The sequence below is a fragment of the Streptomyces sp. NPDC001714 genome, from assembly GCF_042892755.1.
Classification (GTDB): domain Bacteria; phylum Actinomycetota; class Actinomycetes; order Streptomycetales; family Streptomycetaceae; genus Streptomyces.
The window spans coordinates 227,761-251,393 of sequence record NZ_JBIAUL010000005.1 but is presented as its reverse complement, the minus strand read 5'-3'; the positions used below and the strand labels follow the sequence as shown (position 1 = coordinate 251,393).

Genomic DNA, 23,633 nt, shown 5'->3' with positions numbered 1-23,633 from the left:
ATCCGTGCGTCGGGCCGTCTCAAGGCCCGCTAACTCGCGCTGACGAACCGGTAGTCCACCTCCTGTGCCGTGCTCGGCGCCGTGTGCAGGGTGAGGGTGCCGTCGGCGGCGGCCGTGCCGCTCGCGAGCGTGGTGCCGCCCCCGGTCAGCGCGTACCTGGCGCCCGGCGTCAGGCTGACGCCGGTGAAGGCGAGGTCGGTGCCGGCGGTGCCGGGTGCGACCAGCACCTCGTACGCCCCCGCGCCGGTGGGCACGCGGCCCGTGGCGGTGCCGCTCGCGGGGATCACCGCGACGGACTGCGGGGTGACGGTCACCTGGGAGGTGCCGACCGTCGCCGCGGTCAGGGTCGCTGTGCTGCCGGCTCCGGCGGAGCCGAGCGCGGTGGTGACGGCCGGGTAGCCGCTCGCCTTGTAGACGGTGCCGGCCGAGCCGGTGAACGACGCCGAACTCACGGAGTCCACCGCCACCTTCGTGGCCTGCTTGACGTCCTTGAAGGTGATGCTGCCCGGTGTGGTCGAGTCGCCCTTCACCGAGTACGTCAGCGAGGTGGGGAGGGTGTTGCCGGAGAACACGGTCCCCGTGCTCCACTGCGTGAGCACACCGGAGGAGAACGTGCCGCTGAAGGTGTTGCCGGAGAAGACCGTCCCGTCGGTCTGGTTCAGCTTCACCGCGTTACTGCCCGCCGTGTCGAAGGTGTTGCCCGTGAAGACGAGGTTGCTCGGCCGGCCGGAGCTGTTGGTGTAGGCGGGGATGTCCGAGCCCTGGTAGGTGAAGAGCGCGTACTGGCTGCTGTTCGTCACCGTGTTGCCCGTCGTGGTGATGTCCCTGGAGCCGACGCTGTAGCGCAGCCCGTACTCCGCGCCGGTGACCGTGTTGTCGCGGATGGTGTCGCCGCTGCTGTCGAAGACCGCGATGCCGGCGCCGTTGGGCTGGTCGTGGACGTAGTTGTGCTCGATGACGCTGTCGGTGACCCCGCGGTGGATCATGATGCCGTGGACCTGGTTGTCCGACGGGTCGTCGTCACCGACCGGGACGTACGGCGGAATGCCGTTGTGGTCGACCTCGTTGTACGCGATCTCCAGGTGGTCGCACCGCTGCGAGCAGATGATCCCGTGGTCGCCGTTGTCGTGCGAATGGTTGTGCGTGATGGTCAGGTAGTCGGAGTCGTCGTGCGGGTCGAGCCCGTACATGACGTTGTGGTCGTACTCGTTGCCGGTGAAGGTCATGCCGTACGCGTCGAACGTGTACGTCCCCATGAAGTTGTTGTGGAACCGGCTGCCCGTCTCCGAGCCGTAGACGTTCAGCGCCGCGCACACGGCGAGGTGGGTGGAGTCGCAGCCGCGGCCCTTGTACGACACGCCGTAGCTCTCGGCGTCGTGGGAGCCGAGGTAGCCGATGTCGCTGTCCTTGATGTCCATCCGCGACTCGCGTGGCGTGCCGTCGGTGTCCAGGTAGGAGATGGCCCTGATGAAGGCGCGCGCCCGGGAACCGGACGGGGCGTTCGCGGGCAGGTACGGGTCCGTGTCCGGGGCGCCGGTGGCGTCGTCCCACGAGGTGATGTGGACGGTGTCGATGTCGATGTCACCGTACTGCGCGGTGATGGCACTGACGTGGGTGGCGACGTTGTCGGACAGGCTGCGCAGCCGCAGGGTGTCGACGTCGCCGCCGACCGATGTGCCGTGCAGTTCGAGGGTGGCGCCGTTCTGGACGACGAGGTCGGCGCTCAGTTCCCAGGTGTTGGTGGACGGGTCCGTCTCCACCAGGGGTGCGGACGGGCAGAGCGCGTCGATGTCGGACAGGCTCGCGGTGCCGGAGGTCAGGTAGATCGTGTTGGTGCTGCCGGCATAGCGGACCTGACCCGAGCACGAGACGGCCTCGGCCGGTGCTGAGAACAGCACCACCGGGCCGGTCAGCAGTCCGAGGACGGTGAGGGCGACGCCGAGGCGGCGGGCGGAGCGGCCCGCGGGGGCGACGCTCCTGGCCGACCGGGAGACAGGGGCGGGTGAGAGGCCCGTGCGAGGCCGGTCGGCCGGGGCGGTCGCGCCCGGTCTGAGTGGTTGGTCGTTCATAGGAGGCTCCTGTACATGTCCTCCGCCGTTCGGCACTGAACCGCGGAGGCGCTGTTTGCGATGAGGACGGGCGGGGCGGGGCTCGTTCCGGGGAGTCCTCCGGCCGTCCGGTGGTGCGCGCTGTATCCGATTGGGTGGTGCGATTGCCGACCGGGAGCGGGCCGGTACCTCAGCTGCCCGCCGAGGAGGAGCCGGGCGGGGTCGGGCGGTTCTGCGTCGGCGGGCGCGGCAGGAGCCTCGGCGGTCCGGGGGCGGGCGGGTGGCCCGGTGACCGGTGCCTCCCCGTCCCCGGGGCGGCCCGCCCCCGGGTCACGCGGTGTTACGGACGTGGGCCGCAACCCGGGGCCGCGGTGTCCTGCGGTGGCGGACCTGGTGGATGGTCTGGAGCAGAACGGCGAGGGTGAGGGCGACCAGCGCCGCGAACCCGAGCCAGGGGAACGGCGGCAGGGTCACCTCCGTGTGCCCGAGCCGCTTGATCGTGCCCTTCCCGGACAGGGCGGTGGGGGCCCTCACCCGCGAGTCCGTGATGCTGATCCACGCACCCGCGTCCGCCTCGATTCCCTTGCGCTCGGCGAGAATGTCCAGGCCCTCGGCGGCGGCGTGCACGCCGGAGGCCAGGTGCATCCCGCGCCGGGCATCGCTGACGGTCAGCTTCTCCAGCCGGGCGGAGGCGCCGAGGTCGACGGCCGTGAGGGCGCCGGTGACCGACCCCCCGCTGACCGTCAGCCCCGTGGACGCCGAGGCCAGGCCCTTGCGGGAAACGCCGCTGATCCGGACGCCGGTCAGGACGACGCCTCTGGTGGCGTCGGAGGCGGTGACTCCGGCCCGGCCGCCGTGGACGACGACGGAGTTCAACGCGGCATCGCTCGCGTGCCCGTAGATCTTGACGCCGGTACCGGCGCCGCTGACGGTGGTGCCGTCCACCCGGACGTCGGGCCCGCCGATCGCTATGCCCCGGTCGAAGCCGCTGATCGTGCCACCGGTGACGGTGGCACCGGCGATGCCCGCGGCGAGCGTCACCCCGGCGCCGCCCGCGCCGCCGGTGAGCCGGGCATCGCGTACGGTCACCCGGGCGCCCTGGCCGGAGACGCTGATCGCGGAGGACGCGCCTTCCACCACGGCTTTGTCGAGGGCGCAGGAGACGCAGGAGATCAGCCGGACACCGCCGCCGGCGTCGTGGTGCGATGCGGTTGCCGTGAGCGTCAGGCCGTGCTGGGCGGTGGCTTTGATACCGGTACCGTGGCTGTCACTGGTGGTGACGCCGGACAGACTGCGGTGGTCGGTGCCGCCGACCGTCACACCGTTGCCGCCGCTGCCCTCGACGGTCAGCCCGCGCACGGTGGTGCCCCGGTCGCCGTCCAGTACGACGCCGTCCTGGACGGCACCCTTGACGGTGACCTTGTCGAGTTCCACGCCGGTCGACCTGGTCAGTCGCAGGCCGGTGCGGTCGCCCCGGAACGTGGAGCCGGTGGCGGATCCGGTGGCGGCCCGCCCCCAGGTGACCCCGGACTCCCGGGCCGGTGCGTCGGCGCCGCGGCCGAGGCCGGTCACTTCCGCGTCGGCGATCGTCATGCGGCCCCCCGCACCCATGGCGAGGTACGGGCGTCCGGCCAGGTCCGCGGGGGCCGGGGCGGTCCCGTCCGCGGCCGCGGAGGCCAGGGTGACACCGTCGACGTCGAGGGTGGCCCGGCTGCCGCGGATCCAGGTGCCGGACGCGGCGGTCTTCCCGGCGGTCATCAGCACGGTGGGCGTGCGGCGGCCCATCTGCAGGGTGGTGCCGGGAGCGAGCAGCACGGCCGTGTTGATCCGCACGGTCCTGGACCCGCCCGCCTTCACCGGTGCGTAACCGACCCACTCCCCGCCCGCGTTGGCGGCCAGCCAGCTCAGCGGGAGCGGTCCGTACTGCGGGTACAGGCGTTTCACCACGGAGCCGTGACTGATCAGGGCGACGGTGCCGGGCCTGATCACCATGAGCCGGTCCGGGCGTCCGCTGCGCTGCCAGGCGGCGACGTCCGGGTCGCCCCCGGTGCCGCCTGCGGCGTGGGCGGCGGGCGCGACGGCGGCCAGCAGGGCGGCCGCGGCGAGGGCGGCGCCTGCGACGCGGGTGGCGTGGCTCATGCCGTGGCCTCCGCTCCGGCGGGCTGGGCGGTCCTGACGACGACGCCGTTCTCCACCGAGACCTGCCTGGTCAGCCAGCGCTGCTTGCGGATGGTGGCGAGCGCGCAGAGCTTGACGACCGCCATCATGAACGAGATCAGGACGAAGCCGGGCACCAGGAAGAACGACGAGGGCTTGCGCACCAGGTGCGGCAGGATCTTCATCGACCGGCTCACCCACCACCAGCCGGCCAGGCAGGCGACGAAGAACCAGTCGTGCCGGATGATCGCCCAGGTCATGAAGAAGGGCGAGAACAGCAGGGTGAAGCTGCTGACCCCCTTGTCGATCATGGTGTAGGCGAGGAAGGGGTGCCGCCAGACCCAGCGGCGTGACAGCGCCCTCAGGTCGGAGCGCCAGGTGTTGCGGGCCCAGCGCAGCCGCTGCTTGAGGAAGATCCGCAGCGTGCCGGGGAAGGTCGACCAGACGCGGGCGGAGCGCTGCATGTAGGTGAGGTGGCCGCGCTCCAGAATCAGAGTGGTCAGCCGCTTGTCGTCGCCCGACATGCAGGGGACGCCCAAGAACGTCTCCGCCATGAAGTCGTCGGATATCTCCAGCAGCAGTTCGCGCCGGTAGACGGCGGTGCGTCCGGACAGGCACGAGACGGCGCGGCCCATGACGGTTTGCGCCGCGTTCTCGTCGAAGTACCGGTAGTCCAGGTACATGTCGTTGACCCGCTGCAGGAACCCCTTGGGGTTGTACACGTTCTGCCGGGTCCCCACCCCGCCGATCCTGGGGTCGGCGAAGGGCTTGCAGACTTCCCGGGCGACGTTGTCCGCCCAGATGGTGTCCGAGTCGACCAGCGCCACCAGGTCGGCGGAGCATGCCTCCCACCCCTTGCGCAGGGCGTCGCGTTTGCCGGGCACGTCGGTGACGACGACGGTCACGGGATAGCGCGCCGCGATGTCCTGACAGGCCTGGTCGGTGACGTCGATGACCAGGACGACCTCGGCCACCTCGTTCGCCAGCCACGACTCGATCGCGTGGGCGAAGATCTCCGGATCCTCCTGGTACACCGGCACGACGATGCCGAGCGGGAGGAAGTGGTCGTTCTTCACGGGCTGGTAGAGAGCCGCGGGTGCCCGCCGCACGAGCCAGCAGGCCCAGCGGACCAGGCCGAGTATGCCCAACGGCAGGTAGACGAGGTAGTACCGGAAGTCCAGCAGGGTGGTGTCGAATAGTCCGCTCATGGGCCTGTTCTCGTTGGGTCCACAGGTGTCTGACAGCCTCCGCCGTCACGCCGGCCGTGCGGCGCGGCAGCGGAGAGAGATGCCCGGCGGCCGGGATCCGGCGCGGACCGGCCGGCCGACGGGGTGGGCCGGCGCGGAACCGTGTCGGGCTGCGCCGGCCGCCGGGCCTAGGCGGTCAGGGCCTCGGTCTCCAGTTCGGCCACCTCCGCGAGCTTGTCGTTCACGGTGACGACCGCTTTGAGCAGCGGCATGTCGACGCCGATCGACGCGGCGAGGCCGAGGAACCCCTGGGTGTCCTTCGGCAGGCAGACACCGCCGTACGGGGCGCCGCCCCGGATGCCGTAGTACGGGTTGTACGAGGCCTCCGCCGAGCGGGCCACGGTCTGGGCGATCGGGTCGAGGTCCAGACCGAGGTGCTGACCCACCAGCCACATCTCGTTCCAGAAGCTGATCTTCGTGGCGTTGTAGATGTTGTGGGCGCACTTGACGAACTCGGCCTCGGCGGGGTTCGAGAAGACGCGTGTCTCACCGCCGAAGGGCGCCAGCAACTCGGCCAGTCGCTCCCGGGTGCGCACGCTGCGCGAGGCGATGACGGTCATCCACGGGTGGCGGAAGTCCTCGACCGCGGTGGCCGCGCGGAGGAACTCCGGGTTGCTGGCGAGCGAGAAGCCCTCGCCGGCGGTTTTCCCTGAGTGCTTCTCCAGCAGCGGCTGCACAAGGCCCTCGGCCGTACCCGGCGGGACCGTGGAGCGGACCACGACGATGTGCGTACCCGCGGCGTCGGCCAGCGCGTCACCCACGGAGGCGGTGCCCGCCTCGAACGCGGACAGGTCGTAGCGGTGGCCGACGTTGGGCGTGGGCAGCGTGAGGAAGACGAACGCGTCCGGCTCGGCGCTGAGGTCGAGTTCGGCACGCGCGTCCAGTCCCTGGGAGCGCAGGTAGTCCAGGCGCTGCGGCGCCACGTCGATGAAGGTCACCTGATGGCCGGCGTGGAGAAACCCCTTGCCAGTGGCTGTTCCGACAACTCCGGAACCGACGATGAAGATCCTGGCCATTTGAATCACTCTCCTGTGCGGATTCGGGTGCCTGCGGGCACGCCGAACACGGAAGTGGAATGCAGAGATTCGGCGACAGGGAAGGGAAAACACCACCCCGCGCGAAATACGGTGAAGAACGGCGCCAGCCGCGCGGCGAGCGCGATTGACCGTGAATTCACCGAAAGGTTTCGGCATCGACACGCCTCCCCAGGCGTGCGGCCGGTGATGCGACGGCGCGAGACGGCGCCGCCGATGCCCCCCAAACCCCCTGTCATTACTACGCCAAGCGACGAGACGCCCCCCTTGGTGCCCGTCGCTCACATTCAGTCAGACAATACGAAGTTATACACGGGATCTACACATCTGTGGGCGCGCGGCTGTTAATTGCCTATGTCGGAAAAGTAAAGGCCGTCCCTCGTGCGAGCGCTCCGACGCATGCCGGATTCCACTTGACCGCCCGCATCCCGACGACGCTGGAAACGCTCCCATAGCGAACAGAAACACCGTCAGGACAGCGCGCGAATACCTGGCCTATATACATCTGCGCACGGCCTTCACGTCCGAGACCGCCCACGAGCGGCTCTCCGCGGACTCCAGACCGGCTGGTCAACTGGGGCGAGGAGGCCGACAGGGGTGCGCTTCGGCGGCGTCGGGCGGCCGGCGCGAGTGCGTTCAGCCACGCCGGGGCGGGGCGATGCCTCTTTGCAGACGAGGAACATCGCATGGCCGGGATGTCGTCGGCGACCGCATGCCGCCGTGGACCTGTCCTCGGTGGGCCACGCCGCCCGAGAGCGGTCCGTGGCGCACGTTCATGAACGAGACATGGCCGGTGGTCCACCGCCGTGCGCCCTCGACGGCCCGCACGGACGAGGTGAACAGCGGCGAGGTGAACAGCGCCTTGGACGGCTTCGACGCCGCCGGCTGTGCCGGTTCACCGGCGCTGGACTCTCCTGGCGTGAACCGGCCACTCCTGTATCGGGCGACGGTGAGCTGTCAGGCGTCCTTCAACTCCTGCCGCTGACGGCCGAGCCCCGCGATCTCCAGCTCCACCACGTCCCCGGCCCGCAGGAACGGCTTCGGCTCGGGCGCTCCCAGCGCAACTCCCGCCGGAGTCCCGGTGTTGATGACATCACCCGGATACAGCACCATGAACCGGCTGACGTACCGCACCACTTCGGCCACCGAGAAGATCTGCTCGGCCGTGGTCCCGTCCTGCTTCAGCTCGCCGTTCACCCAGAGCTTCAGCGACAGACCCTGCGGATCGCCGACCTCGTCCGCCGTCACCAGCCACGGCCCGAGCGGGTTGAACGTCTCGCAGTTCTTCCCCTTGTCCCAGGTCCCGCCCCGCTCGATCTGGAACTCCCGCTCGGACACGTCGTGCGCGACCGCGTACCCGGCGACGTACGCCAGCGGATCCTCGTCGTCGGCCACATAGCGGGCCGTACGTCCGATGACGACGGCGAGCTCGACCTCCCAGTCGGTCTTCACCGACCCGCGCGGCACCAGCACGGTGTCGTTCGGCCCCACGACCGTGTCCGCGGCCTTGAAGAAGACGACCGGCTCGGCCGGCGGCTCGGCCCCCGTCTCTCGGGCGTGGTCGTGGTAGTTGAGCCCGATGCACACGACCTTCCCGATCCGCCCCAGCGGCGGCCCGATCCGCAGCCCGGCCGCGTCGAGCGCGGGCAGCTCCCCGGCCTCGGCGGCGGCCCGGACCCGCCCGAGCGCCGCGTCGTCCGCGAGCAACGCCCCGTCGATGTCGTCGACGATCCCCGTCAGGTCCCGCAGGACGCCCTCGGCGTCGAGCAGCGCGGGCCGCTCCGCCCCCGCCGTACCGACTCGCAGCAGCTTCATGGTCGTCACCATCTCCCTTGACAGCAGTCGCCCGCCGATGGGTGCAGCCATCGGAGGACTGGCCGATCCTCCAAGATGAACGTGCAACCGGCAAGAGCCTGTTCACGTACTGGACCGTAGGCACCGCGGCCCTCACCTGTACAGCACGGCACGCTCCACCGCGCTCCACGTCGTGCTGGTCACCACGTACAGCGCGGCGGCCAGCGGCACCACGGCCACGGTGAGCAGGGTGAAGTACGACAGGTAGGGCGTCGCCTTGATGACCGCGCCGACTCCCGGCACCTGCTGGTCCCCCTCGCTCACCACCGCGGTCCGCCTGGCGCGGCGGACATTGAAGGTGGCGACGACGGCCACCACGGCGAACAGCGCGATATAGACCAGCCCGGCGCTCCCGAACCCCCCGCCGGCGAGGACATCGCTCCACCGGCCGCCGAGCGGGGCGCCCCACAGCTCGTGGGAGAGCAGGCCGTTGCCGTGGCCGCCGATCGTCGGGTTGGAGAAGAGGTGGTAGAGGAGGAAGAACGCGGGCAGCTGCAGCAGTCCGGGCAGGCAGCCGGACAGCGGTGACACCTTCTCCGCCGCGTGCAGCTCCAGCACGGCCTTCTGCAACGCCTCCTGGTCCTTGCCGTGCCGCTTGCGCAGCTCGGCGATCCTGGGCTGGAGCGCGGCCCGGGCGCGCTGCCCGCGGGCGGCCGCACGGGACAGGGGATGGACGAGCAGTCGTACGAGCGCGGTGAACAGGACGATCGCGGCGGCGGCCGCGGAGGCGTGGAAGAACGGCTGGAGCAGGTCGGCGAGATGCTCGACCAGGCCGGCGAAAACGGACATGAAGACGGACATGCGGGGGAGCCCTCCGGGGGTCTCGTCGTGCCGTGGGTGAAGGGGCGGGACGGCATGACGACGCGCGCGAGGTCACCCGGGGCCGAGAAGCCCGAGGCCAGGGGCCGGGTGGTCTACGCGGGGGTCGCCGGGAGGGCGGGTCCGGGTGCTCGTGGGCGGCTGCGGCCCTTCGCGTCCGGGTCGCGTTGCGGCAGGAAGGCGGTACGCCGGGCCCGGTCGCGTATCGCCGTACGGACCCGGGTGGGCGGCACGGCGGGCGCGGAGCGCGCGGCGCGCACCGAGCAGACGGCGAGGGCCGAGCCGACGGCGGCGGTCGCGGCGAGCGCGACGGTGGTGAAGAGGCTGCCGGAGTCGAGAAGGAGGAGGTCGAGCAGCAGGAGCAGCAGGAGGGCGGCGGGCCGGGACGGCGGCACCCAGCGGCTGTTCACGCGCATGTCCACCCCCTTCTCCCTCTCACTGCCGTTTATACATGATCGGTTTCCAGCGGCTCCAGGAGCCTCTTGGGCTTGAGGAGCGCCCGGCTGACCGGGTCCGCCGGGTCGGGGTCGAGTCCCGGGCCCGGCGTGATGACGACGTCCGCGACGGGGACGACGGTTCCACAGGCGGGGCATTCGCCGTACGACCCGAGTTCGGTCCCGCACGCCACGTGCCGGAAGTAGCGCAGCCGGCGGTCCATGAGGTGCTCGCGCCCCCAGACGGCGAGGGTGCGCAGGACGGGCCACAGTTCGATGCCGCGGTCGGTGATGACGTACTCGTCCCGGGGCGGCGACTCCTGGTAACGGCGCTTCTCCAGGATCCCCTCCTCGGTGAGCGTCTTGAGGCGGGCCGACAGGACGGCGCGCGGGATGCCGAGGTGCACGAGGAAGTCGTTGTAGCGCCGGACGCCGTAGAGCGCGTCGCGGATGACGAGCAGGGTCCAGCGCTCGCCGACGACCTCCAGCGCGCGGGCGATCGAGCACTCCTGCGTCACGTAGTCCTTGCCCAGTGCCATGGCGACCACCTTAGTCAGTCTTCCCGTGTGGGTTCAATGAACGAACCAACGGTGCTACGGTACCCCCATGAGTAGGTTCAATGAAAGAACCATGAAGCGGGCGAGCCCCGCACCCGCACCTGTCACGGACCCCGCCCCGGTCCCGAGCGGCCGCCCCACCCTGGCCCTCACCAGCGCCGCGACCGCCGTGGCCCTGATGACCTACACCGCCCCGGTGGTCACGCTCCCGAACACGGTCGCCGCCCTGCACACCCCCCTCTCCGCCCAGGCCTGGCTGCTCAACGGCACCCCGCTCGGTCTCGCCGCCCTCCTCCTGGTCGCGGGCAGCCTGGCCGACGACTACGGCCGCCGCCGCGTCTTCGCCGCCGGCACCCTCGCCCTCGGCCTGACCACCGCCCTCGGCGGCCTGACCACCTCCACCTGGGCCTTCACCCTGGCCCGGGTCGCACAGGGCGCGGCGAGCGCGGCGATCCTGGCGAGCAGCCTGGGCCTGCTGGTGGCCGCGTTCCCGAGCCCGCGCGGCCGGCTGCACGCGACCGGCGTGTGGGGCGCGTTCGTGAGCGGCGGCATCGCCCTCGGCCCGCTGGTCGCCGGCGCGATGCCCAGCTGGCGGGTGGCGTACGCGGTACTCGGCGCGGCCGCCCTGCTGGTGGCCGGACTCTCCTTCCGCACCCTGACCGAGTCCCGCTCACCGCGCGGCGGCCGCCCGGACGTCGCCGGGGCCCTGGCCTTCGGCCTCGCCCTGGTCTCCCTGGTGGCCGCACTGACCCTGGGCCGGGACGGCTGGCTACGGGCACCGGTGGCCCTGCTGCTGGCGGCGACGGTCGTCCTGCTGGCGCTCTTCACCCTGATCGAGCGCCGCTTCGCGCCCACCCCGATGATCGACCTGGCCCTCTTCCGCACCCCCCGCTTCCTCGCCTCCTCCCTCAGCGGCCTGATCACGGGCCTCACGGTGATAGGCCTGTTCAGCTATCTGCCGGCGCTGCTCCAGCAGACGCTGGGGATGTCCGCGATGGACACGGCGTGGCTGTTCCTGCTCTGGTCCGGCCTGTCCTTCACCGTGGCGCTCCAGGCCAAGCGGCTGGCGGGCCGCGTCTCACCACGGTGGCAACTGGCCGTCGGCTTCCTGCTGCACGCGGGCGGCGCACTGACCATGCTGGGCGCACTGGACGCGGGCTCCTGGCCCCGCCTGCTGCCGGGCCTGGTCCTCGGCGGCGCCGGCAGCGGCCTCCTCAACGCCGCGCTCCCCCTCCAGGCGGTGGAGTCGGTCCCCGCCGCCCGCGCCGCGATGGGCTCCGGAGCCCAGCAGACCTTCCGCTACATCGGCTCCTGCGCGGGCGTGGCCCTGACCATCGCCCTGGCCACGTCCTCCGGCTCCGACCTGCCCCACGGGGCGGACGTGGCGATGATCGTGTCGGCCGGAGTCGCGGTGCTGGGAGCGGCGGGGGTGGTGGCCCTGCGGGAGCGCGCGTGAACGGGTGCGCGCCCGGCTCCGCGCCGCAGCACGCCGGGGCCGCGGGTCCCGCCCGGGGCCACCCGGGGCCACCGGTTCAGCCCGGGGCTGCCGGTCCAGCCCGGGGCTGCCGGTCCAGCCCGGGGCCACCGATCCAGCCCGGGCCGCCGATCTAACCCACGGCCGCCGATCCAACCCACGCCGCCGATCCAACCCACGGCCGCCGATCCAGCCCGGGGCTGCCGGTCCGGCCCCGCCGCGCGAGGTCCGCTAGCCCGCGGCGACGACCTGGCCGGCCGTGACCTGCGGAGGGTTGGGAAGCAGGGCCGCGAGGTTGTCCCGTACGAAGTCCGCCGCCCTCCTGACCGACTCGTCGGCCCCGGCCTGGTCCTCGTAGACGCTGGTGGAGAGCATCACCCCGTCCCCGGCGTCGACCCAGTAGTAGGCCACGAAGCCGGGGACCTGGCGGAGAAGGGGGACGAACCCCTCGTCCACCAGGCGTCCCGCCTCGGCGGGATCCGTCACCCCTTCGTACCGGCGCACCACTGCGTACATCGCTGATCTCCTCACGGCTTCCGGGGCCTCCTGAGGCCACCTCTCTCGAAACGGACATATCCCCCGAAGCGTGTGTCCCGCTCGCGGCACGTCCGGAAGCCCCTCGGATAGGCGCATGGGGCAGTCGCCCCGGGACGCCCGCTCCCCACCGCCCGCTCTCCGCCGTGTTGCTCCCCGCTGTGCGCCCTACGACCTAGGCCGCATCGACACCAGCTTCCCCCACACCACCATCCGGTACCGGGACGTGAACTCCGGCGTGCAGGTGGTGAGCGTGATGTAGTAACCCGGCTCCTTGTACCCGTACGACGGCTTCACGATCGAACGCGGTACGGGCCGTACGACCCCCGAGTCGCGCGCCGACGTCCGCGGCAGGATCTGGTCCACGACGTACGTGTAGGTCGCCGACCCCGTCTCGACCTCGATCGGATCCCTGAGCCGGAGCCGCGGCAGATACCGGAACGGCTCGCCATGGGTGTTCCGGTGCCCGGCGAGCGCGAAGTTCCCGGCCTGGCCCGGCTGTTGGGTTCCGGGGTAGTGGCCGACGTACCCGTGGTTGAGCACCTTCGGTTTGCTGACGCCCTCGGCGATCGGCACCCGCAGCCCGAGCCGGGGGATGACCAGGATGGCGTACGCCTGGGAGGCGACGACACGGGTGGTGTACGACGTCTGCCGCCGCCCGCCCCCGGAGGCCCCGTCGGACGCCGAGGACCCGGCCGCACCGGAACCGCCACCGCCCTTCCCCCCGCCGCCGCCCGATCCCCCGGAGCCGTCCGACGCCCCTCCGCCACCCCACTCCCGCTCCAGGGCCTCCACCTTCCGCTCGGCCCCCTGCTTCGCCTCCCGGTTGGTCCACCACAACTGGTGCACGACCAGGAGCATGAGCACCACGCCCACCGTGACGAGGAGTTCGCCCCCGGTCCACAGCACCCGCCGACGCCGGGCCCGCCACCGCCGCTCACCGTGCCCCACGACCCGCACCGCGCACCTCCCACCAGCCCGTGTCGGTCCCACCGATCCCCGGCCGGTCCCGCACGATAAGGCGCCCGCCGCCAACTCACCAGAGCCGCACGGCCTCCCGTCACCACACCTCCCCACACGCTCTTCCTCCACTGGTTTTAGAAACCACTGTCAGAAACCACCGTCACAACCCTCGACAACCTCACGCACCACACCTGATGCTTCCTGTTGGCATGCGGGGGGACGAGTCAACGCCGGTCCGGGAACCGGTGTTTGAGCCGCACGGAGAGGTTGAGAAACAGCCATGATCCGACGCAGAACACTCCTGGCCGCCGCGGGAGGCGGCCTCCTGGGCAGCGCCCTGGCCACCGGCACGGCCCGCGCCGACGCCACCATCGCCGTCAGCCCGTCCACCTCCTGGGGCACCTGGGAGGGCTGGGGCACCTCGCTGGCCTGGTGGGGCAACGTCTTCGGCACCCGCGACGACTTCGCCGACATCTTCTTCACCACCAAGTCGACGACCTACAACAGCACGTCGCTCCCCGGCCTCGGCCTGAACACCGCCCGTTACAACCTGGGCGCGTCCAGCTGGAACAGCGTGAACGGCGAGAGCATGGTGGCCTCCGCCAACATCCCCGCGTTCAAGCAGATCGAGGGCTACTGGCAGGACTGGAACAACGAGGACCCCACCTCCTCGGCCTGGGACTGGACGGCGGACGCCACCCAGCGCGCCATGCTCGTCAAAGCCGTCAACCGGGGCGCGACGGCCGAACTCTTCGCCAACTCCCCCATGTGGTGGATGTGCCTGAACCACAACCCGTCCGGCGCCTCCGACGGCGGCAACAACCTCCAGTCCTGGAACTACCGCCAGCACGCCTCCCACCTCGCCTCCGTCGCCCTCTACGCCAAGAACCACTGGGGCGTGAACTTCGCGACGGTGGAGGCCTTCAACGAACCGTCCTCCTCCTGGTGGACGGCGACGGGCACGCAAGAGGGCTGCCACATGGACTCAACCGTCCAGGCGGCCGTACTCCCCTACCTCCGCAGCGAGTTGAACAGCCGAGGCCTGACGACGACCAAGATCTCGGCCTCGGACGAGACGAGCTACGACCTGGCCCGCACCACCTGGAGCGCCTTCTCCTCCACCACGAAGGGCTACGTGGACCGCGTCAACGTCCACGGCTACCAGGGCTCGGGCGGCCGCCGCGACCTCCTCTACACCGACGTCGTGACGACGGCCGGCAAGGCCCTGTGGAACTCCGAGACCGGCGACAACGACGGCACCGGCTACACCATGGCCTTCAACCTGCTCTACGACTTCCGCTGGCTGCACCCCACCGCCTGGGTCTACTGGCAGGTCATGGACCCGTCCACGAACTGGGCGATGATCGCGTACGACGCGAGCACCCTGGCGGCCGGCGCGGTCACCACCAAGTACTACGTGATGGCACAGTTCAGCCGCCACATCCGCCCCGGCATGAAGATCCTCGACACGGGCGTGAGCAACGCCGTGGCGGCCTACGACAGCTCGGCCAAACGCCTCGTGATAGTCGCGCTGAACACCGCCACCTCCGCCCAGACCTTCACCTTCAACCTCTCCGGCTTCACGACGGTGACCGGCGGCACGAACGGCCTGGTCCCCCGCTGGAACACGGTGACGACGGGCGGCGACGCGTACAAGTCGTACTCGGACACCTACCTGTCCGGAAAGACGGTGGCGGTGTCGGTCGCGGCGAAGGCGGTACAGACCCTGCAGATCGACGGCGTGACGATCTAGCGGCGGCAGAGGGGAGGGACCCCTCCCCGGGGTCCCTCCCGCCCCCTTACAACCGCACGCTCATCTCCACCCGCACCTCGTCCCCCGCAGCCAACCCCTGCGGCTTGCGCACTGCGCTCTTCAACGGCAGCAGATACCCGCCGTCCTTCGGAAACAGCGACGTCTCGAACACCACCCCGCCCACCACCGCCTCGACGGGAATGACCCCCCACCCGTACGACGCCATGGCGGCGACGGCCCTGATCTCCTCGGACTCCTCCTCCGGTACAGGCACGAAGTAATAGGGAGCGGGCCCACGCCACTCCACGACACACCCACCGAACTCGATCCGCACCGAACGACTCCCCTCGCTACCGACTGCCCCCTATCCCTATCTCTTCTTTGTCACCGCCGGGCAGTACGGTGTCGTTCATGCGCCCCGACACGCCTGCCGAGAACGTCGACCACACCGCCGAAGCGGCACGCCTGGAGCGGACCGCCGGCCGCTACCCCGAGGACGCGGAAGGACTGCTGTTGCAGGCCGCGGCCCACCTGGAACTGGCCGACGACCGCCCCGCCGCCACCGCGCTCTACGACCGCCTCCTCGCCACCCCGGACACCCTGGAGAACGCGCCTCTCATCCGGGCCCTCAAGGCGTCGAACCTGTGGGAGTACGACCACGAGGCAGAAGCCAGGGCGATCATCGAGGGCATCCGCACCACGGCCCCCCGCGACCCGGCCCCCTGGGTCATCGTCGCCGAATCCCTCGAATCCCACGACGAGCTGGAAGCGGCCCACGACACGTTCACGGAGGCGGCCACCCTCCTCCTCACAGACGTCGCCGAACCCCCCTACGCCACACACCCGGTGCTGTTCGGCCGCCACAGGGTCCGCCGCATGCTCGGCCTCCCCCACGACGACTGGGACGCCCGCGCCGACACCCTCCACTCCTCCCCCATCTCCCTGGACGAACTCCACGACCCGAAGCGCGTCTGGTCCCTGGGCTCGGACAACCCGCAGGAGCTGGAGGCCGAGATCTCCCGCCTCCGCGCAGAACTGGGCACCTACAGAGAGGCCCTGTCCCGCCCCTTCCCGGTAGCGGTCCTCCACTGGCCGGCGGAAGAACTGACGGAACTCCTGTCGGCGTACCCCGACCTGGCCACGGAGTACCCGTCCCACCCCGAGCACCTCTCGACCATAGAATCCTCCCTCCGCGAACTGTCCACCTCCGGCACCCCGAACCTGGGCATCGTCACAGGGACAGTCCCCTCCTACGAGGCCTTCGCCGCCTCGGAGGGCTCCTCCCCCTCCGACACCACCCTCCTCCCCCAGTACGCGACGACCCTGGCAGCCCGAGGCCGCGCCGTGGCCTGGCCCCCTCAGCGCACCTCGGACTGCTGGTGCGGCCGGCCCCAGCCGTACGACGCCTGCCACGGCACCGCGTAAGCCACCCCGCACCCGCCGAACCACCCGGCGTGCCCCCACGCACCCGCCGCGCCCCAACCCCGCCCCGGAACGCCGCCGCCCCCACGGCACACCCCGGCAAGCCGCCCACTTCCCCCGGGCCGCCCGCTCGCTTCTCCCCCGTGCTGGAGCGGCCCGGGTCAAGGGTGGCCCGCAGGGCCATCGGCGCAGCCGACGCGGACGCGCAGCGCAGCGGAGCGGGAGCGCCCTTGAGGCGGGGTGCGGAAGCACGACACTGAGAAAGAAGCGGGCGGTCCCTCTGCCGACGTCACCCACTCCAGTGGGGTGAGTCCTTCCTTGGCTACACACCGCCTCACCTACGCCGGCAGGATAATCCCGTGCCCAATCTCGTCCCCTCCTCTCTTGCCGTTTCCGCCCGCATGAGCAAGCAGGTGAGCAAAGACACGGAGGCCGAGCTGGCCGTAAGACGGCTGTTGCACGCAGCTGGCCTGCGTTATCGAGTGGAGTACCCCGTGCCGGGCATGCCCCGGCGCCGGATCGACGTGGCCTTCACTCGGGCCAAGGTCGCCGTTCTCATCGACGGCTGCTTCTGGCACGGCTGTCCCCAGCACGCCACTCACCCGAAAGCCAACGCGGAATGGTGGCGTCGGAAGCTGGATCGAAACATGGCCCGCGACCGGGAGACGACCGAGCATCTGATCGCGGAAGGATGGACGGTGCTGCGATTCTGGGAGCACGAGGCTCCTGGGGAAGTGGCCGTGCGCGTGGTCGCGGCCGTGGAGCGGCGTCGGGCGGAAGGGACACGGGGGAGAAGAGTATGAGTGGACTGACCTTCGTCGATGTGTGCTCCGGCGCGGGAGGGCTCGCCCTGGGACTGGAGCAGGCGGGGTTCGTGCCGCGTCTGCTACTGGACGAGGACCAACTCGCCATCGAAACTCTGCGGGCCAACCGACCGCAGTGGAACGTACTTCAAGCCGACCTGATGGACTTCGACCCCGCGGACCATCCCGAGAGCCTCGACGTGGATCTCCTCTCGGCCGGCCTACCACGGGTGAAGTCGAGTGCGACCGTCGGACGTGCGGATTCGGGAGCCGAGGAGCGCCTGCTGACGGCCACGGTCTACCTCGTCCATGCGATCAGGCCTCGCGCGGTGCTCATCGAGAACGTGCCCGGGCTCGCGCACTCGGACGCCTACCAGCAGTTTCGTGATTTCGCGCGAGCCGAACTGGCTCACCTGGGATACGAGTTCAGTTGGTTCGTCGTGAACGCGGTCGACTTCGGCGTGCCCCAGAACCGTAAGCAGGGCGTCCTCGTCGCCATCGAGCGGCAGTGGGCCTCGGCATTCCGGCCACCGGCACCGACCGTGCAGCAGTCCACGACGGTCGGTGCCGTTCTGGGACCGACCATGGCGTCACGGGGTTGGCCGGACGCCGACCGCTGGGCCGCCCAAGCCGATAGACCGGCCCCGACTCTGGTCGGCGGCTCGAAGAACCGGGGTGGCGCGGACCTGGGACCGACGGGAGCCAAGCGGACCTGGGCAACCATGGGTGTCAACGGTCACACTGTGGGTGACGAGGTCCCCGACGCAGACTTCGTATGGGACCCCGAGCTCGGCAGGGACAACATGGTGAAGATCACGGTCGAGCAGGCCGCGCTGCTGCAGGGCTTTCCCGCGACGTGGGAGATCACCGGGCGCAAGACCGCCCGATACCGGCAGGTCGGGCACGCGACACCACCGCCGGTGGGAGAGGCGCTGGGGAGAGCTGTCGCCGCAGCGCTGATTCGGGATCCAGCAGTCCCCGCTGCCGGCTAGACTTCGGCCACATGACCAGCACGGCGTCCCACAAGCCCATCCTCGACCAGCCCTTCGTCCTCGACCTCTTCGCAGGTCCCGGAGGGCTGGACGTCGCCGGTCACTCGCTCGACATCCCGAGTCTCGGTGTCGAGTGGGACAGAAGCGCCTGCCTGACCCGGTACGCCGCCGGGCTAGACACCCTTCACGCCGATGTGAGCGCGGTGCGCAGGGATGCCTTCGAGTCGTTGCCGCCGGAGATCAACGTGCTCGCCGGTGGCCCTCCGTGCCAGACGTACTCGGTGGCAGGACACGGCGCCGGGCGCCAGGCCCTGGACAGGGTCAAGAAGTACATCGACCGTCTGATGCCAGGTGACTCCGACAAGGAGATCGACGAAGAACTCAAGGATCTCCCCGATCCACGCACTGCCCTGGTCCTCGAACCTCTCCGGTACGCGATTCAGGCAACGCGGAGCCCCAACCGTGAGAACCGGCCGTACGATGTGATCGTCCTGGAGCAGGTCCCCGCAGTGGCTCCGCTCTGGGAGCACTACGCCAAGGTGCTGGCCGAGACAGGGCTCCCCGACGGGACCAGATACCAGGTTGTCGTCGGCGTTCTGGACACGGAGACCTACGGGGTACCGCAGACGCGGTCTCGCGCGGTGTTGATCGCTCGGCGTGAAGGGCTCGGCGAGCCCTCGCTCCCCTCCTCCACCCACCGTTCCTACGATGCGAAGGAATGGAACCGGAACAACGGGACGAGCGCACCTGACCAGGTCCGTCAGCCGACGCTTGATGAGGGCGGCGCGTCGGGGAGCGACAGCGACGACAAGCTCCCCTGGCGGTCGATGCGCGATGCCCTCTCGGACCCGGTGGGCTCACATCCCGGGCGTGTCACTCCCTTCCTGGTCCGCTCAAACTACGGCAGTTCGGGCCATCCGGGGAGGCGTGGGGTGCGGACCGACCAGCAGCCCGCCACCACCGTCACCGGCCGCATTTCCCGCTTCGTGGTTTTCGAGCACCTCAACGAGAAGGTCGTCTACGAAGGACCGCGGTTCAGCATGAACGAAGCGGGCATGCTGCAGAGCTTCCCGCCGGACTATCCGTGGTCCGGTACGGCGCAGGCCCAGCAGGTGGGCAACGCCGTACCCCCCCTGTTCGGTGCGCACCTGCTGAGTTCCGCTCTCGGACTCCCCAAGCCGGACCCGGAGGCGCTGAGGAAGCCGTGGCAGCCGGCCACCGAGGAGCAGCGGGCCAAGCTGCGAAGCGATGGCTGCGGCGCAGCCGACCACTGCACCGACAGGTGCCCGCAGGCCAAGGACCAGGTGCCGCCGCCTTCTTCAGTGCGCCCACGCAAGAGCAAGAAGGCGGCGACCAAGTAGCCCGACCGCCGCGCCAGGTCAATCCGCGGTCTTCCGGCCCCTGACCGGTGCGGTCTCAAACAGCTCTGCGAAGTAGCTGCTGAGCGCGGCCACGGACTCCTCCGGGACAGGGTCCTCGTCGGGCCCCTTCGGGAGTTCGTACCGCTCGACCGGTGGTGCTGATTCCGCTTCCGCGATCCAGTCCCGAAGAGGGGCTGGGTCCCTGGGCTCGTCCGGTGCGAGGACGTCATAGGTCAGGGTCGCTCCGGCCGTGCTGATCGCAACGCCGAGACCATTGATCTCGCGCCCGGTAGTGACGGACCCGCTCTGCAGAAGACGGACCAGAGCCTGGGCGGTGGGACGGTGGTCGATCACATCCATCCGCAGAACCGTATGGATGAGGTCCTGATTTCCGCATGCGATCTCGACCGGCTGATAGTCGGATCCGTTCCGGAACAGTTCAGCCGCCCACCAAAGGCGGGAGAAACACTGACGGTCCGCGGGGCCACGAAACCGCTCCGCAACGACACGCGTCTCCGGCCTGTTCGCCGTTGGTTCCGGCAGGTGGCGCCACACCACGTAGTCAGGGGCCACAGCGAGGGCGATGTGATTCCACAATCGCTTGTCCGCCGCTTCTCGCCGTGTCAGGCGCAGTGTGGCGTGGAGCCGTGGAGCGAGCCATGCGTCGGCTCGGGTGCGGTCCTCCCGGAACTCGAACATGGTGTCTTCCACCAGACTTCGGATCGGCTCGACCCACCATCTGGCGTCGTCCTCCGGAAGCGGCTCGACGACCTTGGCAAGGTCGATGCCGCCGTGAACCTGTTCGCCTCTGAGAAGTTCTTCGGTGAGGAACGGATCGACGGCCGAGGTGGCGAGCAGCGCCAGGCGCTCCGGTACGTGGTTCGGTTGGGTGATCACGTCTCGCTCTCCCGGTTCATCTGTTCCAGACTGCGGATCACATAGCCAAGCGCCTTGGCGGCATCGGCACGGCGGACCGCCGCGTAGTGGATACGGGTCTGCAGCTCGACCCAGCCCGATTCGCCGGTACGCCGGCGGTGCACCTGCCGTAGGGCCTCCTCGACGTGGACGCCGGGAACGACGTCCGGGAGCATCTCCCGCAGCACCTCGCCCTGCCAGTCGGTCGGGAAGACCGGGCTCCCACCGGGTTCCACCTCCAGATCCCCGATGGCACCGTGGAACACCGCGGTCCAGACGTCGGTGGCCATCTGGGCGACCAGGAGGTCACGTACCTTGCTGTCCACTCCCGAGCCGTTGCTGTCCAGCAGCCCGATGACACCCTCGACGTCGGTGTTCACGAACACCGTGGGGACTCTGGCCGAGACGTCCACGATCCAGGGCGCGTCTGCGTAGGCCTGGAGCCACTCCCGCGAGCTTCTCTTGAAAGATGCCGTCTGGACGTCCAGTTGGAGTCCACGGACCGGCTCGTCGGAGACCGTGTCGACGATCCAGCTCCGGTCGGTCTCGGCGATCGACCGTCCGCGCACTCCGTCGACCGTCCCGACGGCGTACGCGGCGAGGGAGGCCCGACCCAAGTGGTCGTCCCGGAGCACCTCCAGCGATCCCGACCAGTCCCGTCCGCCCTCCGCGTCAAGCGTGAGATCCGCGGAGGTGCGGACGTTGGTCTCGCCGTCGGTCAGCACGGCAAGGACGCGCAGATCGGACCAGGCCGCGTCCGGCGCGTTCGCACCGGGTGGCAGCGTCGCCGAGAGGCCGACAGTGGCGCTCACCCAGTCGGTGTGGCCGGCGATGCCGAGCGCGACGGACTGCTGCTGGGTCGAGTACGCGGTGGTCTCCAGTTGGTCGCGGGTGCCGTCCGAGAGCTTGAGGGAGACCGAGGTCACCCTCAGAGTGACCGGCCGGTTGAGCCGCTTGTACGGGTAGATCTTCACGCTTCACTCCCCCTTTCCGGCGCGGAGTTCGAGAACGAGGCGGGTGAGCGTGGTCCTGACCGGGTGACTGCTCACATCGGTAAATCCTTGGAATTTCGCGCGACGCACGCCCGGAGTGAAGCGCAGGGTCCCGTCCTCCACCTCGCAACCCTCGACAGCCACGAGTTCCGCCCACTCCAGCTTCGGACGGCCTCCGGACCGCACATCCAGTTGCGCGACCGGCACCATCGGGACGATCTCGTCGCCACGCGGGATGCTCACTTCGGCGGTGATCCGCCACTCTCCGTCGTCGCCGACTGTCGCGTCGAGTGTGTCCAGCACCGGAACCACCGGCCCGGCGGGCGCCTTGGCCTTCGGCCTCGTTCTCACGGTCAATGCCTTGCGAACGGCCTCCCCGCCCTCGCGGGTGCTGCTGCGCTTCGGACGCGCGACAAGTTCCCTGACGGCATTGTTGACCTCAGCCGTCAGCGCGCTGATCCGCCGATACGCGGACGGGGACCAGCGCAGAGTCAGCTCCTCCGTCTGTCCCCAGCGGTCATGCTCAGGCGGTTCCGCCGCACGCAGGAATTCCTCGGCCTCCTTCGCAAATGGAGCGGTTTCTCCGGCGGCCTCGCCCACTAGTAGAACGGCCTGGAAGGGGTTGGTCCCGAGCGGCAGTCTCGGAACGCCGGCCCTCCTGACGGTCATGCGGTTGCCGCGCAGCGAGTGCACCTGGTTCTTTCCCCCGTCCCCGTCCCTGTCCCCCTCAGCCTCGGTGACCAGCAGGACCGCCTGGTGCGTCCCGAGCGTCCCATGGGAACCACCGGAGAGCGGCAGCTTCAGCGGGACATTCCGCGCCGCTACCTGCCCGGCCTCGGTGAGGCGGTCCACTGTGGTGCCTTCGTAGTGCGCCCTGAGGGCGCGAGTCCGGGCGGGCTGCTCGACAGACGGGTCGACCTGCTTCTCCGGCACGACCTCCTTGCCGTTCTGGAAGGCACGGACGGAGACTTCCAGGAGGGGAAGCCTGCTGCCGCCGCCGGTCGTCGCGGCCCAGAAGTCACGTCCCAGTGCCTCTACCAGGCGGCCGTGCATCTTGCGAATGTCACGCGTGTCCTCGTCGCCGTCCTCGACACTTCCGGACTCCTCGTCGGCGTCGGACCTGCTCTCAAGGCTGGCGACGTCGTGCGCGCCGACGATGAGGAAGGAGGTACCGGGTTCGTCGCTCTCCCTGGTCAGATGCAGGCGAGCGACGGTCTCCTCGTCCGCCCACCAGGAACGGGCGACCATCGCACCGGGCGAATCGGGATCGGGGCGCCCGAACCAGGCCGGCCCCGCGTACGGCTCGCCGTCGACTTCCCGCCACGGCAGTTCGAGACGGCCGATGACCCTTCGCTCGGTTCGTCCCTCGTGAGGCACGGACAGAGTGGAATTGATGAGTACGAGTCCGAGGGCGCTGGTGGCCCATAGCGTCGCTTTGCCCAGACCGTACGAACCACCCGCGCCAGGACCGGACTTGAGGCTCTCCAGCTGGCGCCGGACCACGGCGGCGAACTTGCCGTCCGCGTAGTCGTCGCCGATGAGCCCGGAAGCGTTGTAGTCATCCACACGCAGCAGGACCAAGCGGCCCTTCTCGTACATGTCGCGCACACCGGCGTCCACGACCCGACCGACCTTCTGATTGGCGGCGGCCTCCGAGACGGCGGAGTAGTGCGGGAAGAGATCGTTCCAGAGGATCGCCTCGCGGAAGGAATCCAGGGCCTCACCGGTGAGCTCGTGCAGGGTGTAACGGACCCGGACCGGGCGGCCGTTCTCCGTAAGGCGCTCGTCCAAGCTGTTCTGGCAGGTCTCGCGTGCGAGGACCTGCACGTCGGCGTCGAAGGCGAAGGCCGCGGCATTGCCCATGTCACGGCCACCGTCGTGGTAACCCGGGCGGTGGTACCAGGTCACCGGGAGGCCGGCCTGGGTGTCAGTGGTGCGGGTGTGAACCGTCCCCACGTCCGTCCCGAGCGCCTTTGCGATGTCCGTCATCACGGTGGGGCGAGGCGTCGACCGGCCCGTGATCCAGGCGGACACGGCGGCCCGAGTCAGCTGGAGCTCGTCGGCCAGTTCGGCCTGAGTCTTCCCCGCGAGCTTGAGCTGTCGGGCCAACCAGGGCCCGAACTCCTCGCCTGTATCCACGTGCCACCTGCTCTTCCCCTGGAGCTGCGTACAGCTCGCATGTCGTAGACCAGGAGGCTAATTTGACGAGTTGGACACTGTCAACCAACAGTTGATCGACCCCAGGCCTCCGGCAGCTCATAGACATCGACCAGA

20 protein-coding genes are annotated in these 23,633 nt (G+C 70.0%); 6 read left to right on the top strand and 14 right to left on the bottom strand.

Going from position 1 to position 23,633, the window contains the following annotated elements:
* Nucleotides 1-29 precede the first annotated feature (29 nt).
* The 8 genes from ACFY0P_RS15365 to ACFY0P_RS15330 all read right to left on the bottom strand — a co-directional run bounded on the left by ACFY0P_RS15365 (nt 30) and on the right by ACFY0P_RS15330 (nt 10,132).
* Entirely contained in the window at nt 30-2,069 is a 2,040-nt protein-coding gene (locus ACFY0P_RS15365) for a right-handed parallel beta-helix repeat-containing protein (protein ID WP_388912025.1), read from the bottom strand.
* A gap of 309 nt (nt 2,070-2,378) precedes the next feature.
* Nucleotides 2,379-4,187 carry a right-handed parallel beta-helix repeat-containing protein gene (locus ACFY0P_RS15360; protein WP_388912022.1) on the bottom strand — a complete coding sequence of 603 codons (1,809 nt, stop codon included), beginning with the start codon at nt 4,185-4,187 and terminating at the stop codon, nt 2,379-2,381.
* Complete coding sequence (locus ACFY0P_RS15355; RefSeq protein WP_388912019.1) at nt 4,184-5,413, bottom strand: glycosyltransferase; 1,230 nt, start codon at nt 5,411-5,413, stop codon at nt 4,184-4,186. The genes ACFY0P_RS15360 and ACFY0P_RS15355 overlap by 4 nt, the downstream gene beginning before the upstream one ends.
* Before the next feature lie 167 nt (nt 5,414-5,580).
* Nucleotides 5,581-6,468: a 2-dehydropantoate 2-reductase N-terminal domain-containing protein gene (locus ACFY0P_RS15350; protein WP_133049879.1), complete on the bottom strand. Its 888-nt coding sequence runs from the start codon at nt 6,466-6,468 to the stop codon at nt 5,581-5,583.
* A gap of 975 nt (nt 6,469-7,443) precedes the next feature.
* Nucleotides 7,444-8,301 (bottom strand): fumarylacetoacetate hydrolase family protein, encoded by an 858-nt coding sequence (locus ACFY0P_RS15345; RefSeq protein WP_388912015.1) that lies wholly within the window; start codon nt 8,299-8,301, stop codon nt 7,444-7,446.
* A gap of 132 nt (nt 8,302-8,433) precedes the next feature.
* Complete coding sequence (locus ACFY0P_RS15340) at nt 8,434-9,129, bottom strand: YidC/Oxa1 family membrane protein insertase (protein ID WP_388912012.1); 696 nt, start codon at nt 9,127-9,129, stop codon at nt 8,434-8,436.
* 125 nt (nt 9,130-9,254) lie between these two features.
* On the bottom strand, nt 9,255-9,575 hold the full coding sequence (locus ACFY0P_RS15335; RefSeq protein ID WP_388912009.1) for a DUF6412 domain-containing protein: 321 nt from the start codon (nt 9,573-9,575) through the stop codon (nt 9,255-9,257).
* 29 nt (nt 9,576-9,604) lie between these two features.
* Complete coding sequence (locus tag ACFY0P_RS15330) at nt 9,605-10,132, bottom strand: winged helix-turn-helix transcriptional regulator (RefSeq protein WP_388912006.1); 528 nt, start codon at nt 10,130-10,132, stop codon at nt 9,605-9,607.
* A 67-nt stretch (nt 10,133-10,199) separates the two neighbouring features.
* Here ACFY0P_RS15330 and ACFY0P_RS15325 point away from each other — a divergent pair, with 67 nt between their 5' ends.
* Complete coding sequence (locus ACFY0P_RS15325) at nt 10,200-11,606, top strand: MFS transporter (RefSeq protein ID WP_388912003.1); 1,407 nt, start codon at nt 10,200-10,202, stop codon at nt 11,604-11,606.
* Between the two features lie 249 nt (nt 11,607-11,855).
* Here ACFY0P_RS15325 and ACFY0P_RS15320 read toward each other — a convergent pair whose 3' ends face one another.
* Nucleotides 11,856-12,140, bottom strand: a complete 285-nt coding sequence (locus ACFY0P_RS15320) for a hypothetical protein (RefSeq protein ID WP_388912000.1) — start codon at nt 12,138-12,140, stop codon at nt 11,856-11,858.
* A 186-nt stretch (nt 12,141-12,326) separates the two neighbouring features.
* Nucleotides 12,327-13,109 (bottom strand): class E sortase, encoded by a 783-nt coding sequence (locus tag ACFY0P_RS15315; RefSeq protein ID WP_388911997.1) that lies wholly within the window; start codon nt 13,107-13,109, stop codon nt 12,327-12,329.
* Between the two features lie 292 nt (nt 13,110-13,401).
* Between ACFY0P_RS15315 and ACFY0P_RS15310 the strand changes: the two genes are divergently transcribed.
* A complete protein-coding gene (locus ACFY0P_RS15310; RefSeq protein ID WP_388911995.1) occupies nt 13,402-14,874 on the top strand; it encodes a beta-1,6-galactanase in 1,473 nt (490 codons plus the stop codon).
* Nucleotides 14,875-14,920: 46 nt separating this feature from the next.
* Here ACFY0P_RS15310 and ACFY0P_RS15305 read toward each other — a convergent pair whose 3' ends face one another.
* On the bottom strand, nt 14,921-15,208 hold the full coding sequence (locus ACFY0P_RS15305; protein ID WP_388911992.1) for a DUF1905 domain-containing protein: 288 nt from the start codon (nt 15,206-15,208) through the stop codon (nt 14,921-14,923).
* Nucleotides 15,209-15,285: 77 nt separating this feature from the next.
* Here ACFY0P_RS15305 and ACFY0P_RS15300 point away from each other — a divergent pair, with 77 nt between their 5' ends.
* From ACFY0P_RS15300 to ACFY0P_RS15285, 4 genes are all read left to right on the top strand, one after another.
* Nucleotides 15,286-16,299 (top strand): hypothetical protein, encoded by a 1,014-nt coding sequence (locus ACFY0P_RS15300; protein ID WP_388911989.1) that lies wholly within the window; start codon nt 15,286-15,288, stop codon nt 16,297-16,299.
* 398 nt (nt 16,300-16,697) lie between these two features.
* Nucleotides 16,698-17,099 carry a very short patch repair endonuclease gene (locus ACFY0P_RS15295; RefSeq protein WP_388912809.1) on the top strand — a complete coding sequence of 134 codons (402 nt, stop codon included), beginning with the start codon at nt 16,698-16,700 and terminating at the stop codon, nt 17,097-17,099.
* A complete protein-coding gene (locus ACFY0P_RS15290; protein WP_388911986.1) occupies nt 17,096-18,091 on the top strand; it encodes a DNA cytosine methyltransferase in 996 nt (331 codons plus the stop codon). Before ACFY0P_RS15295 ends, ACFY0P_RS15290 begins: the two co-directional genes overlap by 4 nt.
* An 11-nt stretch (nt 18,092-18,102) precedes the next feature.
* On the top strand, nt 18,103-19,452 hold the full coding sequence (locus ACFY0P_RS15285) for a DNA cytosine methyltransferase (RefSeq protein WP_388911983.1): 1,350 nt from the start codon (nt 18,103-18,105) through the stop codon (nt 19,450-19,452).
* 18 nt (nt 19,453-19,470) lie between these two features.
* Here ACFY0P_RS15285 and ACFY0P_RS15280 read toward each other — a convergent pair whose 3' ends face one another.
* From ACFY0P_RS15280 to ACFY0P_RS15270, 3 genes are read right to left on the bottom strand one after another with little or no spacing between them, the layout of a single operon-like run.
* Complete coding sequence (locus tag ACFY0P_RS15280) at nt 19,471-20,349, bottom strand: DUF6339 family protein (RefSeq protein WP_388911980.1); 879 nt, start codon at nt 20,347-20,349, stop codon at nt 19,471-19,473.
* Nucleotides 20,346-21,341 (bottom strand): hypothetical protein, encoded by a 996-nt coding sequence (locus ACFY0P_RS15275; protein WP_388911977.1) that lies wholly within the window; start codon nt 21,339-21,341, stop codon nt 20,346-20,348. Before ACFY0P_RS15275 ends, ACFY0P_RS15280 begins: the two co-directional genes overlap by 4 nt.
* A gap of 3 nt (nt 21,342-21,344) precedes the next feature.
* The gene (locus ACFY0P_RS15270; RefSeq protein ID WP_388911974.1) at nt 21,345-23,498 is read right to left on the bottom strand and encodes a helix-turn-helix transcriptional regulator; all 2,154 of its coding nucleotides are present in this window, start codon (nt 23,496-23,498) and stop codon (nt 21,345-21,347) included.
* Nucleotides 23,499-23,633: the final 135 nt, after the last annotated feature.